At 68.7% G+C, this 15,118-nt stretch carries 12 protein-coding genes; 6 read left to right on the plus strand and 6 right to left on the minus strand.

The window, feature by feature from the left end:
- Positions 1–78: 78 nt before the first annotated feature.
- Positions 79–1,716: a tetratricopeptide repeat protein gene (locus DIE02_RS09375; RefSeq protein ID WP_124488625.1), complete on the minus strand. Its 1,638-nt coding sequence runs from the start codon at positions 1,714–1,716 to the stop codon at positions 79–81.
- A gap of 344 nt (positions 1,717–2,060) precedes the next feature.
- Between DIE02_RS09375 and glyQ the strand changes: the two genes are divergently transcribed.
- Genes glyQ through DIE02_RS09400 form a run of 5 tightly spaced genes read left to right on the plus strand, consistent with a single transcriptional unit; the run spans position 2,061 to position 7,524 of the window.
- Positions 2,061–3,065, plus strand: a complete 1,005-nt coding sequence (gene glyQ / locus DIE02_RS09380) for a glycine--tRNA ligase subunit alpha (RefSeq protein WP_080294533.1) — start codon at positions 2,061–2,063, stop codon at positions 3,063–3,065.
- A 22-nt stretch (positions 3,066–3,087) separates the two neighbouring features.
- Positions 3,088–5,187, plus strand: coding sequence for a glycine--tRNA ligase subunit beta (gene glyS, locus DIE02_RS09385; protein WP_124488624.1), 2,100 nt, complete (start codon positions 3,088–3,090; stop codon positions 5,185–5,187).
- 10 nt (positions 5,188–5,197) lie between these two features.
- Positions 5,198–5,761: a D-glycero-beta-D-manno-heptose 1,7-bisphosphate 7-phosphatase gene (gene gmhB, locus DIE02_RS09390; RefSeq protein ID WP_124488623.1), complete on the plus strand. Its 564-nt coding sequence runs from the start codon at positions 5,198–5,200 to the stop codon at positions 5,759–5,761.
- A gap of 43 nt (positions 5,762–5,804) precedes the next feature.
- Positions 5,805–6,569, plus strand: a complete 765-nt coding sequence (locus DIE02_RS09395) for a 1-acyl-sn-glycerol-3-phosphate acyltransferase (RefSeq protein ID WP_044846811.1) — start codon at positions 5,805–5,807, stop codon at positions 6,567–6,569.
- Between the two features lie 46 nt (positions 6,570–6,615).
- Entirely contained in the window at positions 6,616–7,524 is a 909-nt protein-coding gene (locus DIE02_RS09400; protein ID WP_124488622.1) for a M48 family metallopeptidase, read from the plus strand.
- A gap of 100 nt (positions 7,525–7,624) precedes the next feature.
- Here the strand turns inward: DIE02_RS09400 and gloA are convergent, their stop codons facing one another.
- Complete coding sequence (gene gloA / locus DIE02_RS09405) at positions 7,625–8,014, minus strand: lactoylglutathione lyase (RefSeq protein ID WP_044846812.1); 390 nt, start codon at positions 8,012–8,014, stop codon at positions 7,625–7,627.
- Positions 8,015–8,398: 384 nt separating this feature from the next.
- Here gloA and DIE02_RS09410 point away from each other — a divergent pair, with 384 nt between their 5' ends.
- Positions 8,399–9,334 (plus strand): DMT family transporter, encoded by a 936-nt coding sequence (locus DIE02_RS09410; RefSeq protein ID WP_124488621.1) that lies wholly within the window; start codon positions 8,399–8,401, stop codon positions 9,332–9,334.
- A gap of 116 nt (positions 9,335–9,450) precedes the next feature.
- Here the strand turns inward: DIE02_RS09410 and rsmA are convergent, their stop codons facing one another.
- From rsmA to DIE02_RS09430, 4 genes are read right to left on the minus strand one after another with little or no spacing between them, the layout of a single operon-like run.
- Positions 9,451–10,281, minus strand: a complete 831-nt coding sequence (rsmA, locus tag DIE02_RS09415) for a 16S rRNA (adenine(1518)-N(6)/adenine(1519)-N(6))-dimethyltransferase RsmA (RefSeq protein ID WP_124488620.1) — start codon at positions 10,279–10,281, stop codon at positions 9,451–9,453.
- Between the two features lie 49 nt (positions 10,282–10,330).
- Positions 10,331–11,320 carry a 4-hydroxythreonine-4-phosphate dehydrogenase PdxA gene (pdxA, locus tag DIE02_RS09420; protein WP_124488619.1) on the minus strand — a complete coding sequence of 330 codons (990 nt, stop codon included), beginning with the start codon at positions 11,318–11,320 and terminating at the stop codon, positions 10,331–10,333.
- A gap of 11 nt (positions 11,321–11,331) precedes the next feature.
- A complete protein-coding gene (locus DIE02_RS09425) occupies positions 11,332–12,690 on the minus strand; it encodes a peptidylprolyl isomerase (protein WP_124488618.1) in 1,359 nt (452 codons plus the stop codon).
- Positions 12,691–12,741: 51 nt separating this feature from the next.
- A complete protein-coding gene (locus tag DIE02_RS09430; RefSeq protein ID WP_124488617.1) occupies positions 12,742–15,102 on the minus strand; it encodes an LPS-assembly protein LptD in 2,361 nt (786 codons plus the stop codon).
- Positions 15,103–15,118: the final 16 nt, after the last annotated feature.

Consider the following 15,118-nt stretch of genomic DNA (forward strand, 5'->3'; position numbering starts at 1 on the left):
ACGAGGCCGAGTCCGCACGACACCCCGGCAAGCCGCATGCAGGAAGCAACGACGCGCGACGGCGCGCCGGCCAGCCGTTCAGGCCGGCCGCTGCGCGGCCGCGGCCAGGCCGCGCAGATCCCGCCCGAGCGCTTCCAGCACCGGCGCCCATGCGCCGAACGTCGGCTGCCGGTACAGCGTCGCGGTCGGATACCACGGGCTGTCGGTGCGTTCGAGCAGCCAGGGCCAGTGCGGATTCACGTCGAGCAGCACCCAGGTGCGTGCGCCGAGCGCGCCCGACAGGTGCGCGACCGACGTGCACACCGTGATCACCAAATCCAGCGCGCCGATGAACGCGGCCGTATCGTCGAAACTCTCGAGTTCGCCGGTGAAGTCCTCGATCGCGAAACCGGCCGCGCGCGCCGCGACGACATCCGCGTCCGCGCCTGGCTGCAGCGAGTAAAACGCGACGCCGTCGACACCGCGCAACGCATCGGCATAGCGCTCGAGCCCGACGCGCCGCAACGGATTGCGCTGGTGCCCCGCGCTGCCCGTCCATACGAGCCCGACCTTCAGCCGGCCGTCGCCCGCGAGCCGCGCTCGCCATGCGTCGCGCGCGCGCGGATCGGCATGCAGGTACGGCACCGCCGCGCCGAGCGTCGACGTCTCCATCCCGAGCATCAACGGCAGGCCGATCAGCGGCACTTCGTAGTCGAACGCCGGCAGCGCGTCGACGCCGCCGCCCGCGCTGAACGCATCCGCGTGCGCGCCGAGGCTGCGCCGCATCAGCGTGCCCACCTGCGGAAACGTGTTCCACGCGAGCCGGCCGCCCTCGCGGTGCACGCGCTCGGCGAGCGGCGCGACGAAGCGCGCGAACTGCAGCACGTCGCCGAGCCCCTGCTCGCCCCAGACGAGCAGCGTCTTGCCCGCGAGCGGCTCGCCGTGCCAGCGCGGGCCGGGCAGCACCGGCCGGCGGCCGCGCAGCTCGCCGGCGCCGTCCCAGCGCGCCTCGTGGCCGCGCCAGCCGGCCGCGTAGTTGCCGCGCACGAGCTGGATGATCGCGAGGTTGAAACGGAACGACGCGTCATCGGGCGCCAGCTCGCACGCGCGCGCCGCATGGCGCTCGGCGTCGTCCCAGCGTTGCGCCTCCTTCATCGCCATCGCGATGTTGTTCTGCGCGAGCGCATTGTCGGGCGCGATCTCCGCGAGCCGCGCCGCGCACGCGAGCGCGCCGTCGAGGTCCTGCGTCGCCAGCCGCGCGACGACCAGGTTGGTCCACACCTGCACGTCGTGCGGGTCGGCCGCCACGGCCGCGTCGAGCAGCGCGATTTCTTCGTTGCGGTCGCCGCCCGACAGCCGCAGCGCGATCGCCAGGTTGTTGCGCAGCGACGGCCAGCCCGGATCGAGCGCATAGGCGGCGCGGTACGACGCGACGGCGTCGGCGTGACGGCCGAGCATCTGCAGCGCATAGCCATGATTGAAACTCGCGCCGGCGCCCGGATGCACGCGCAGCGCGCATTCGGCCAGCGCGAGCGCGTCGGCGCCACGCTGCCGTGCGACGAGCGCCGCGGTAAGCTGCGCGAGCGCGGCCATGTCGACGGCGTGCAGATGGCCGGCGGCGGCGAGCCAGAGCGCATGCGAGTCGCGCTCGCCGCGCGCGTGCGCGTCGGCGGCCTGCCCGAGCAGCGCAAGCAGCGGCGGCATCAGCGGAATGAGGAGGTCGTTCGAATCGTCCATGCGGTCCGGAGTGGGCAATCGGTCGCGCGGCAGGCGTCGCGCGCGCCGCAATACGCGCATCTTAACGCCCGCGCAAAGCGGCGCGGCAGGCGGAGCGAGCAGCGCATCGCGACACCGCGCGCGAGCGCACCGCGCGCATCTACGACCCACGCACAGGCCGCGCACGGCTCGCCCGAAACACCGCCGACGCCCCCTTCGTCCGCGTTCCGGCCGCATCCGGCCGCCGATCCGGTAAAATTGCACGTTTCAGCACACTAACAAGCCGCGCCGCCGCGCGAGCCGACCCTCCGGGCCCCGCCCGGAGCGCCGCCCGCAACGGAGCGCCAGCGCCACGAAGGCTCTTCATGCTTACGTTTCAGCAAATCATCCTGACGCTGCAGTCCTACTGGGACAAGCAGGGTTGCGCCCTGCTCCAGCCCATCGACATGGAAGTCGGCGCGGGCACGTCGCACGTCCACACGTTCCTGCGCGCGGTCGGCCCGGAGCCATGGCGCGCCGCCTACGTGCAGCCGTCGCGCCGCCCGAAGGACGGCCGCTACGGCGAGAACCCGAACCGCCTGCAGCATTACTACCAGTACCAGGTCGTGCTCAAGCCGGCGCCGGAAAACATCCTCGATCTCTACCTCGGCTCGCTGGAAGCGCTCGGCTTCGACCTGAAGCAGAACGACGTGCGCTTCGTGGAAGACGACTGGGAGAACCCGACGCTCGGCGCGTGGGGCCTCGGCTGGGAAGTGTGGCTGAACGGCATGGAAGTCACGCAGTTCACGTATTTCCAGCAGGTCGGCGGCCTCGACTGCAAGCCGGTGCTCGGCGAAATCACGTACGGCCTCGAGCGCCTCGCCATGTACCTGCAGAAGGTCGAGAACGTGTACGACCTCGTGTGGACCGAATGGGAAGAGCAAGGCCCGAACGGCCCCGAGCTGCGCCGCCTGTCGTACGGCGACGTCTACCACCAGAACGAGGTCGAGCAGTCGACCTACAACTTCGAGCACGCGAACGTCGACCTGCTGTTCACGTTCTTCAACAGCTACGAAGCGGAAGCGAAGAAGATGATCGACGCGCAGCTCGCGCTGCCCGCGTACGAGCTCGTGCTGAAGGCCGGCCACACGTTCAACCTGCTCGACGCGCGCGGCGCGATCTCGGTCACGGAACGCGCGGCGTACATCGGCCGCATCCGCGCGCTGTCGCGTCTCGTCGCGCAGGCTTACTACGACTCGCGCGAGAAGCTCGGCTTCCCGATGCTCGGCAACCCGCCGGGCGTGCCGGGCCTCACCACCGACGCCCAGGACGCCGCCCAGCCGGCATGGGCGCCGCCGCTCAAGGTCGAACGCAAGATCGATCAGGACTGACGAGACGAGATTCAATCCACACATGACGCACAATCATCCCGCCCCCCTGCTCGTCGAACTGCTGACCGAAGAGCTGCCGCCGAAGGCCCTCGCACGCCTCGGCGACGCATTCGCCGAAGGCCTCGCGCAACGCCTCGCGGCGCGCGACCTCATCGAAGGCGAACTCGTATTCGAACGCTACGCCACGCCGCGCCGCCTCGCGGTCGTCGTGCAGAACGTGCGCGCCGTCGCGCCTGAAAAGCAGGTCCGCGAAAAGGTCCTGCCGGTGTCCGTCGCGCTCGACGCGGAGGGCCGGCCGACCGCCCCGCTCGCGAAGAAGCTCGCGGCGCTCGGCCATCCGAACCTGTCGATCGCCGATCTCGAGCGCGCGCAGGACGGCAAGGCCGAAGCGTTCTTCGTCAACTACTCGGCGGCCGGCGCGACGCTCGCCGACGGGCTGCAGGCCGCGCTCGACGAAACGCTCGAGAAGCTGCCGATCCCGAAGGTGATGACCTACCAGCGTCCGGACGGCTCCGACGTGAAGTTCGTGCGTCCGGTGCACCGCCTGACCGTGCTGCACGACGACCGCATCGTGCCCGTCACCGCGTTCGGCGTCGATGCCGGCGACACCACGCTCGGCCACCGCTTCCTGTCCGACGGCCTCGTCGCGATCCAGCATGCGCGCGCGTATTCCGACATGCTGCGCGACAAGGGCCGCGTGATCGCGCACTTCGCCGATCGCCGCGAAACGATCCGCACGCAGTTGAACGAGCACGCGAACGGCGACACGGTCGTGATGCCCGAGTCGCTGCTCGACGAAGTGACGTCGCTGGTCGAATGGCCGGTCGTCTATCCGTGCCGCTTCGAGGACGAATTCCTGCAGGTTCCGCAGGAATGCCTGATCCTCACGATGCAGACGAACCAGAAGTACTTCGCGCTCACCGACGTCGCCGGCAAGCTGCGCTCGCGCTTCCTGATCGTGTCGAACATCGAGACGAAGACGCCGGGCGAGATCATCGAAGGCAACGAGCGCGTCGTGCGCCCGCGCCTCGCCGACGCGAAGTTCTTCTTCGAGCAGGACAAGAAGAAGCCGCTCGCGGACCGCGTGCCGCTGCTCGCGAACGTCGTCTATCACAACAAGCTCGGCTCGGCGCTCGCACGCGTCGAGCGCCTCGAGGCGCTCGCCGGCGAGATCGCGCCCGCGATCGGTGCCGACGCCGCGCACGCGAAGCGCGCCGCGCGCCTCGCGAAGGCCGACCTGCTGACCGACATGGTCGGCGAGTTCCCGGAACTGCAGGGCACGATGGGCACGTACTACGCGCGCCACGACGGTGAGCCCGACGACGTCGCGCTCGCCTGCGCCGAGCATTACCAGCCGCGCTTCTCCGGCGACGCGCTGCCGACCACGCCGGTGTCCACCGCCGTCGCGCTGGCCGACAAGCTCGAGACGATCGTCGGCATCTGGGGCATCGGCCTCGCGCCGACCGGCGAGAAGGATCCGTTCGCGCTGCGCCGTCACGCGCTCGGCGTGCTGCGCCTGCTGCTCGAGAAACAGCTGCCGCTCGATCTCGTGTCGCTGCTGCGCACGGCCCATGCGCGCTTCGAAGGCGTGCCGGGCGTCGCCGAATCGACCGACGCGATCTTCGCGTTCTTCATCGACCGCCTGCGCGGCCTATTGCGCGAGCGCGGCTACTCGGCCGGCGAAGTCGACGCGGTGCTGAGCCTGAACCCGACGCGTGTCGACGATCTCGTCGCGCGCCTCGACGCGGTGCGCGAATTCACGCGCCTCGCGGAAGCCGAAGCGCTCGCGGCCGCGAACAAGCGGATCTCGAACATCCTGAAGAAGTCGGAAGGCGGCGCGAACGGCACGGTGCAGCCGACGCTGCTCGTCGAGGCCGCCGAGAAGGCGCTGCACGAGCAGCTCGCAGCCGTGACGCCGCACGTGCAGTCGCAGCTCGAGGCGCGTGCGTACACGGGCGCGCTGTCGGCGCTCGCCGCGCTGCGCGCGCCGGTCGACACGTTCTTCAACGACGTGATGGTCAACGCCGAGGATCCCGCGCTGCGCGCGAACCGTCTCGCGCTGCTGTCGGCGCTGCATCAGCAGATGAACTGCGTCGCCGACATCTCGAAGCTCGCCGCGTAAAGGCCGAACGATGCCGACCAGCCCCAACCGCAAGCTCGTCGTCCTCGATCGGGACGGCGTGATCAACGTCGATTCGGACGCGTTCATCAAGACGCCCGACGAGTGGATCGCGCTGCCCGGCAGCCTCGAGGCGATCGCACGACTCAACCACGCCGGCTATCGCGTGGTCGTCGCGACCAACCAGTCCGGCATCGGTCGCGGGCTGTTCGACATGGCCACGCTCAACGCGATGCATCTGAAGATGCATCGCGCGGCGGCCGCGGTCGGCGCGCGCATCGACGCGGTGTTCTTCTGCCCGCATACGTCGGAAGACCACTGCGACTGCCGCAAGCCGAAACCCGGCATGATGCAGATGATCGCCGAGCGCTTCGAGATCGATCCCGGTCACACGCCGGCCGTCGGCGATTCGCTGCGCGACCTGCAGGCCGGCGTCGCGGTCGGCTTCCGGCCGCACCTCGTGCTGACCGGCAAGGGCAAGAAGACGCTCGCCGCGGGCAACCTGCCGGACGGCACGCAGGTCCATGACGACCTGCGCGCGTTCGCACTCGACTTCCTTTCACACGAACACGAGTGATGCGGCCGCCGCGCGCATCCTCCCTACTGTCAGACCCACGCCGATGCGCTTCGTCCGCTCCCTGCTGCTGCTGATCTATTTCATCCTGTACACGGTGCCGTACGCCACCGCGTGCTTCATCGCCTTTCCGTTCATGCGCCCCGACGCGCGCTACTGGATGGCGGCCGGCTGGTGCAAGTCGACGCTGTGGGTCGTGCGCTGGCTGAACGGCATCCGCTACCGGATCGAAGGCTACGAGAACCTGCCCGACGGCCCGGCCGTGCTGCTGTCGAAGCACCAGTCCGCGTGGGAGACGCTCGCGTTTCCGGCGCTGATGCCGAAGCCGCTCTGCTACGTGTTCAAGCGCGAGCTGCTGTACGTGCCGTTCTTCGGCTGGGCGCTCGGGCTGCTGCACATGGTCAACATCAACCGCAAGGAAGGCAAGAATGCCTTCGTGTCGGTGATCCGCCAGGGCAAGAAGCGCCTGTCGGAAGGCGCGTGGATGATCATGTTCCCGGAAGGCACGCGCACGCCGGTCGGCAAGCAGGGCAAGTACAAGACGGGCGGCGCGCGCTTCGCGATCGAAACCGGCGCGCCGGTCGTGCCGATCGCGCACAATGCAGGTCGGGTGTGGCCGCGCAATTCGTTCACGAAGTTCCCGGGCGTCGTCACCGTGTCGATCGGCAAGCCGATTCCGGTCGAAGGCAAGACGCCTGACGTATTGAACTCGCAGGTCGAAGCATGGATCGAAGCGGAAATGCGCCGCATCGATCCCGATGCGTATCGCCAGCCGGGCAATGCCGGCACGCGCGATGCCGCACGCGTCTGAATCACCCGGATTGCAGCCGTTGCGTACGACGAAACGAAGCGAACTGATGAAAAAGCGTCCGCGGCCACGGCCTGCCATCGTGGCACTCGATCATCGCCAGATGGACCTGCCGCTCTTCGACGGGCCGGCAGCATCGCCGCCACCGTCGGCGCCCGCCGCGCTGCCGTCGCCGCCTGAAGCGGCTGCAGCGCCCGCAGTCCCCGCGGCGCCGCTCGATCCGGGTCCCGCACCCGATCGCTCCCGCGTCCGCACGTTCGCACTCGACAGCCGCGTGCTCGAATATCGGTTGAAGCGCTCCGCGCGCCGCACGATCGGCTTCACGATCGACGGCAGCGGGCTGTCGATCACTGCGCCGCGCTGGGTCACGCTCGCCGACATCGAAGCGGCGATCGCCGAGAAGCAGCGCTGGATCTTCGCGAAGCTCGCGGAGTGGAAAACCCGCACCGAGCAGCGCGCGCTGCCGCAGATCGACTGGCGCGACGGCGCGCAACTCCCTTATCTCGGCAAGACGATCACGATCGCGCTCGGCGCGGGCGCCGTCGCATTCGACGCCGATGCGCAACGGCTGTCGCTGCCGCTGCCCGTGCAAGCCGACATGCAGCAGATCAAGGATCGCGTGCAGGGCTGGCTGCAGGGCGAAGCGAAGCGGATCTTCGGCGAACGCCTGGCGGTCTACGCGGAACGGCTCGGCGTCACGTATTCGATGTATGCGCTGTCGTCGGCGGCGACGCGCTGGGGCAGCTGCTCGAGCGACGGCAAGATCCGGCTGAACTGGCGGCTGATCCACTTCCCGATGTCGATCGTCGACTACGTCGTCGCGCACGAGCTGTCGCACCTGCGCGAGATGAACCACAGTCCGGCCTTCTGGCAGACCGTCGAATCGATCTTCCCGGAATTCCGCGAAGCGCGGCACACGCTCAAGCATCACCCGCCCGAACTGCTGCCGGCGCTTTGACGCGATCGGCCGCACCAAAATACAAACGGGCGATGCGGATTCCTCCACATCGCCCGTTTTTCCTGCCCGCGACGCACATCGTGCGCTGCGCGCCCGGCGCTCAGTGCGCCTTCTTCTGAATGAACTCGATCTTGTAGCCGTCCGGATCCTCGACGAACGCGATCACGGTCGTGCCGTGCTTCATCGGGCCGGCTTCGCGGGTCACCTTGCCGCCTTGCGCCTTGATCTTGTCGCAGGCCGCGTAGGCATCGTCGACTTCCACCGCCAGATGGCCGAAGCCGTTGCCGAGATCGTAGGAGGGCGTATCCCAGTTGTGGGTCAGCTCGAGCACGGTGCCCGCGCTTTCCGCTTCGTAGCCGACGAACGCGAGCGTGAACTTGCCTTCCGGATAATCCTCGCGACGCAGCAGCTTCATGCCGAGCAATTCGGTGTAGAACTTGATCGAGCGGTCGAGATCGCCGACTCGCAGCATCGTATGCAGCAAACGCATGTGTTGTACTCCTGTGGGGACTTTCCAGAAGCGGAAATTCTACCGGAGTCGGGTCAATCCCGCCGCCGGCGCCCCGTGCGCCACCGGCCGATACCCAAGCATCCGCACGGCGAGCGCGAAGCCCGTGCGGCGGTGGAGATCACCGCGCCCGACGGCCCCGGCAAGTCCATCGATCGGGTAACATCCTTCCACTTCGCACCAAAAACGGGCATGCCGCCCGCAGCCAGAACGCGACCACCGCCTCATTCCAGCCACACCGCCTGCCGTGAGAAATCGCCGATTCGCGCGCGCCGGACGCGCCGTCCGTCCGCCGCTGACCATGTCCTTGCCCAAGTCTCTGCTCATGCCCCAGCCCGCTTCCCGCCGCATCGGCGAGGTCCGCCGATGACCGCGCTCGCCGGCACGCCCGTGCGACGCGCGCTCGACATGCGCGCGGTCGGCGTGATGCTGCTGCTGTGCGCGATCTGGGGCTTGCAGCAGGTCGCGATCAAGAGCACCAACGCGGCGATCCCGCCGATGTTCCAGGCCGGGCTGCGCTCGGTGATCGCCGCGCTCCTGCTGTGGGGCTGGGCACGCTCGCGCGGCACGCCGCTGTTCCGCGCGGACGGCACGCTCGGCGCGGGCATCGCGGCCGGTGCGCTGTTCGCCGGCGAGTTCATCTGCGTGTTCTTCGGGCTCACGCTGACGAGCGCGTCGCACATGGCGATCTTCCTGTACACGGCACCGTGCTTCACGGCGCTCGGCCTGCACCTGTTCGCGCCGGGCGAACGGCTGCAGCGCGTCCAGTGGGCCGGCGTCGGCCTCGCGTTCGCCGGCATCGCGCTCGCGTTCGCGGACGGCTTCCTGACGCCGCGCGCGCCCGGCGCATCGGTGCTGGCCGGGCTCGCCGGCGACGCGCTCGGGATCCTCGGCGGCGCGATGTGGGCCGCGACGACGGTCGTCGTGCGCTCGACGTCGCTCGCGCGCGCCAGCGCGAGCAAGACGCTGTTCTACCAGCTCGCGGTGTCGGCCGTCGTGCTGATCGCGCTCGCCGCGCTGCTCGGCCAGACGTCGTTCGCGCACGTCACGCCGATCGCGCTCGCGAGCCTCGCGTACCAGTCGGTGATCGTCGCGTTCGTCAGCTACCTGTCGTGGTTCTGGCTGCTGACGCGCTACAGCGCGTCGCGGCTGTCGGTGTTCACGTTCCTGTCGCCGCTGTTCGGCGTCGCGTTCGGCGTGCTGCTGCTAGGCGAATCGGTCGGCTGGCGCTTCATGTCGGCGGCCGCGCTGGTGCTGACCGGGATCGCGCTCGTCAACGCGCCGCCGCGCCGGCGCGCGTAGCGCGATGCGGACGCGGTCCGGCAGCGACGAAAGCCGTGCGAAAAAAAAGCTGCCCGCTCAGGGCAGCCTCGTCGATCGCGCTCGGGGCAGGCGCCAGGTGCGACGCCCGCATGCCGCTACTCCGCGGCCTTGCGCGCCGCTGCAAGCGCCTGCGCGACGCCGACATATTCGGCCACGCTGACATCCTCCGCGCGTCGCGCGAGATCGAAGCCGAGCGCGTCGAAATCGATCGTCTCGCGGTAGTCGCCGAGCGTATTGCGCAGCATCTTGCGGCGCTGCGAGAACGCGGCGGTGACGACTTCGCCGAGCAGCACGGGATCGACGTCCGGCAGTTCGTGCGGCTCATACGGAATCATCCGGACGATCGCCGAATCGACCTTCGGCGGCGGCTGGAACGATTCCGGCGGCACGTCGAGCATCTTCTCCATCACATAGCGGTACTGTAGCATCACCGACAGTCGCGAGAACGCCTTCGTGCCCGGCTCCGCGACCATCCGTTCGACGACTTCGTTCTGCAGCATGAAATGCTGGTCGATGACCGCGTCGGCGAACGTCATCAGGTGAAACAGCAGCGGGCTGGAAATGTTGTACGGCAGGTTGCCGACGATCCGCAGCGACGGCTTGTCGCCGGGTGCCGCGAGCGAGCGGAAGTCGAACGCGAGCGCGTCGCCCGCGTGCAGCTCCAGCAGCGCGCCGAAGCGCTGCTGCAGGCGCCCGATCAGGTCGCGGTCGAGCTCGACCGCATGCAGCGGCGACTCGGGCGTCGCGAGACGCGCGATCAGCGGCTCGGTCAGCGCGCCGAGGCCGGGGCCGATCTCGACCATCCGCTGGCCGCGCGCGGGGCCGATCGTCGCGACGATCGAGTCGATCACGCCGTGATCGACGAGGAAGTTCTGCCCGAAGCGCTTGCGCGCGAAGTGGCCTTGGTGCTGTCTGCTGTTCGACATCGACTGAGAAAAACGAAAAATACGACGAATGAGGTCAGGCTCGTGCGTGTCAGGCCGCGCGGCGATGGCGCGCCATCGTGACGGCCGTGTCGAGCGCGGCGACCATGCTGCCCGGAGCCGCGCGGCCCGTGCCGGCCAGATCCAGCGCCGTGCCGTGATCGACCGACGTGCGGATGATCGGCAGCCCGAGCGTGACGTTGATGCCCTCGCCGAAGGTCGCATACTTCAGCACGGGCAAGCCCTGATCGTGGAACATCGCGAGCACGCAATCGGCGCCCTCGAGATGGCGCGGCTGGAACAGCGTGTCGGCCGGATACGGGCCGCGCGCGTCGATGCCCTGCGCTTGCGCGCGTGCGAGCGCCGGCGAGATCACGTCGATCTCCTCGCGCCCGAGATAGCCGTTCTCGCCCGCGTGCGGGTTCAGCCCCGTCACGAGGATGCGCGGCGCCGCAAGACCGAAGTCGCGCCGCAGGTCGCGATCGACGATCGCCAGCGTCTCGACGAGCCCGTCGATCGTCAGCGCGGCCGACACGTCCTTCAGCGGCAGGTGCGTGGTCGCGAGCGCGACGCGCAGCGGCCGCTCGCCCGTGCCTGCCAGCATCATCACGACGCGCGGCGTGTGCGTGCGTTCCGCAAGGTATTCGGTATGGCCGGTAAACGGCACGCCGGCATCGTTGATCGTGCTCTTCTGCAGCGGTGCGGTGACGATCGCGTCGAACCGGCCCGCCACCGCGCCGTCGATCGCGGCATCGAGCAGCCCGAGCACGTAGCGGCCGTTGGCCGGGTCGAGCTTGCCCGCCTGCGCGGGCACGGCGAGCGGATGATGCTCGACCGACACCGGCTCGCCGCCGGCGAGCACCGCCCGGTCGGCACCGACGGCCGCCGCGCGTGCGTCGAGCAGCGCGGCATCGCCGAGCACGGTGAAATGCGCACCGGGCCAGCGCCGCGCGGCATCCTGCAACGCCTGCACGGTCAGCTCCGGGCCGACACCCGCGGGTTCGCCGGTCGTGATCGCGATCTGCAGCGCGGATGCCGTCATGCGAAGCTCGCTCAGTTCGCCGGGCCGACGCCGCCGATCTTGTACTGCACGTACGACGAATCGCGCAGTTCACGCAGCCAGTCGGCGTACGCCTGCTCGGCCTTGCGCTGGCCGATCGCCTGGCGCGCGATATCCATCTGCTGCTGCACCGAGCCTTCCGCCTCGCGGCGCTCGACCACCTGGATCAGGTGGTAGCCGTACTCGGTGCGAATCGGCTGGCTGATCTGGCCGGCCTGCAGGTTGTTCATCGCGCGCTCGAATTCCGGCACGGTCTCGCCCGGGCTGATCCAGCCGAGATCGCCGCCCTGCGACGCCGAACCGTCCTGCGAGTAGGTGCGCGCGAACTTCTCGAAATCGCCGCCGGCCTCGACCTGCTTGCGGATGTCCTGCAGTTGCTGGCGTGCCTGGCCTTCCGACTTGCCTTCGCCGACGCGCAACAGGATGTGGCGCACGTGCGTCTGGACGATCTTCGGTGCCGCGGCGGTCGCGCCCTGGCTCTGGCGGCGGTCGACGAGACGCACGATCTCGAAGCCGTCCGGCACGCGGATCAGCGTCGGATTGACCTGGCCGGGGCGGAGCTTCGACGCGGCTTCGACGACGTCGGCCGGCAGCGCGGACGGCGCCTTGAAGCCGAGGTCGCCGCCCTTCTTCGCGTCGTTCGCTTCCGAGTTGTTCTTCGCGAGCTTCTCGAAATCGGCGCCCGACGTGGCCTGCTGCAGCAGCGCGTCGGCCTTCTTCTGCGCGGCTTCGATGTCGGCTTGCGGCGCGTTGGTCGGCGCCTTGATGAAGATGTGCTGGAAGCGCAGGTCCTGCTGCTGCGATGCGCTCGGCCCGCGCTGGCTCGCGATGTAGTTCGCGACCTCGGCATCCGACACGGTGATCTTGCCGTCGACCTCGCGCTCGCGCAGCTTCGACAGCATCAGCTCGGTGCGGGCGTCGCTCGTGAACACGCTCCAGGGCACGCCTTGCGCGACGATGCGCGCGCGGTACTGCTCGAGCGTCATCCCGTTCGCCTGCGCGAGGCGCTGCAGCGTGGACTGCACGGTGGCATCGTCGATGCGGATCCCGTCGTCCTTGGCCTTCTGCACCTGGATGCGTTCGAGCACCATCTGGTTCAGCACCTGCGCGCGCAGCTGGTCGGCCGGCGGGACGGGCGCGTTCTGCTGCTGCAGCCGGCGCGAGATCAGGCCGACGCGCTGGTCGAGTTCGCGACCCGTGATCACGTCGTTGTTGACGACCGCGACGACTTCGTCGGCAAGCTGCGCGCCATGCGAACCAAGCGCCTGCGCCGCGGCCGGCGCAGCGGCGAGCAGCGCGGCGGCGGCGGCGAGGCTGGACACGACTGCCGCGAAACGAAGGGTTTTCTTCATTGCCACTGATACTCCATTGAAATCGTGCTGACCGGTGCAGACAAGCCGGCGTTACTCGTAGTTGCTGAAGCGGGACATCGGCGGCGGCGCGGACGGCAGCGGCGTATAGCCCGGCACCCCGGCGCGGAATGCGGCCACGAGACCGTTGTCGACGCTCGACAGCCCCTTCAACGTCAGCTGCATCATGAAGCGCGTCGACGAATTCTGCTGCCCCGACGTGTTCACGCCGTTCGCGTACCGCTGGACCCCGACTCCGAGCGCCCAGCAATCCGCGTCGTATTGTAAGCCGAGCAGACCGTCGACGACCCGGTCGGCGGCCAGGTCGTAGTTGAAGCGGCCGATCGCATACAGGCGGCGCGTGAGCGGCCACTGCGCGGACACCAGGAACTGGTTGATCGGTTGGTTGTCGAGCGTCGTGTTCGCACGCGTGTAGCGGTAGCCGACGTTGATCACGCGGCGCTCGCCCGGGCTGAAACCGAAACCGATGCTCGACTTCACGAGCTGGTTGTTGTTCTGGTTGTACTGGAACGCCGTCTCCGACATGAAGCCTGAGCCGAGTTTCAGCGCGGCGCCGACGATCAGGTCGGAGTGGCGCGCCAGCACGGCGCTCTGGCCGGAGTTCAGCGTCACGCGCTGGTCGGCGAAATAGTACTGCTGCGCGACCACGAAGCGCGCGCGCTCGTCGCCGGTGCGCGGATCGATGAAGCGCGACGTCAGGCCGGCCGTGATCCGGTTCGCATCGGCGATCCGGTCGTTGCCGACGAACGTGTTCGGCTGGTAGATCTCCGCGAGGCCGAAGTCCGATTCCGCGGTGTCGAACAGCGGCGCGTTCGACTGGTCGCGATACGGCGTGTACACGTAGTACAGGCGCGGCTCGAGGGTCTGGATGAAGTCCTGGCCGAACAGGCGCACCGAGCGGTCGAAGATCAGGCCCGAGTCGAAGCTCACGGTCGGGATCGACTCGGTGAAGTGCTTCGGGCTGTTCGGCGTGCTCGACGACAGGTGGTTCAGGTCGTACGACGCGAAGTGGTACTGGACCTTCGGCACGGCGAAGTAGCCGGGGCCGTACACACCGTACGCGATATACGGGTTGAAGACGATCCGGTCGCCTTCGGTCATGTCGGCGGTCGTGATGCGGAACCGCGAATAATCGGCTTCCGCGCCGAAGTCGAAGCCGCCGACGTTGTACTTCGTGTACTTCACGTTCAACTGCGGCTCGCGGCTGTACGGCGCGATCGACGGCGGCAGCGTCTGCCAGTGCTGGTAGCGCGCGAGCACCGACCACGGGCCGTTGTTGTACGTGAGGCCGGCTTCCTGCTGGTACAGCGTCTGCGTCCCGTTGATGAACTGGTTCATCGACCCAAGGTCTTCGGGATACGTGTTGTCCGAGACCTTGTTGTAGTAGACGTAGCCGCCGAAACCGCCGCCGAAGTTCTGCTGGTGCTGCCAGTAGATCGCGTAGCGGTTGCGGTGCGCGAGCCGGTCGTCCGGCAGGTAATTGGCCGTAAACGTGCCCGAATACGACGGCGACAGGTAGCGGAACGTCGCTTCGGTCTGCACGCCGCGCCGCGAGATGATGCGCGGCGTGATCGTCAGGTCGCGGTTCGGCGCGATGTTGAAGTAGTACGGCAGCGACAGCTCGAACCCGTTGTTCGAGTTCATCGAGAACGTCGGCGGCAAGAGGCCGCTGCGCCGCTCGCCCGACAGCGGGAACGTCATCCACGGGCTCGCGAAGATCGGCACGCCCTGGAAGAACAGCACGCCGTTGCGCGCGGTGCCTTCGTCGGCGCCGGTATCGAAGTCGAAGCGACTGCCCTTGATGTACCACGCGGGGTTCGTCGAGCACTGGCACGCGGTGTAGGTGCCGTTGACGAACACCGAGCGCTCGCTGTCGAGCAGGTCGACGCGCTCCGCGCTGCCGGAGCCGCCCGTCACGTTGAAGTGGTACTTCGGCGCCGTCATGAAGCCCTGGTTCGCCTCGACCTTCAGATGCGCCTCGGGGCCCGCGAACGACGTGCCGCCGTTGACCACCCTGACCTGGCCGTACGCGTCGGCCATGTCGGTATCCTGATCGTAGTGGAGCGCGTCGGCCTTCACGACCGCGTCGCCGCGGCGCAGCTCGGCCGAGCCCTTCGCGGCGAGGTCCTGATCGGCCGTGCCGCTCGTATGGTCGGCAATCACGAAGGTGGCCGGCTTCGCGCCGTCCTTCAGCGGATGATCCTCGAGCTGCGGGGCGAGACGCAGGTCCCACGGCGAGTCGAGCGGCTGCGGCTGCGCGGCCGCGCCCGACAGCTGCGCGTGCGACACGGCCGGCACGAGGCCGGGCACGGCCAGGAGCGCGAGCGCGAGCCGCCGTTTGCGCGGCGCCCCGTCACCGGGGAAGACATTCGGGAATAGCGGTTTGGGCGGCATCTATCGTTTGGCGAAT

Source organism: Burkholderia sp. Bp8991 (genome assembly GCF_003853795.1).
In the GTDB taxonomy this organism is placed as follows: Bacteria; Pseudomonadota; Gammaproteobacteria; order Burkholderiales; family Burkholderiaceae; genus Burkholderia.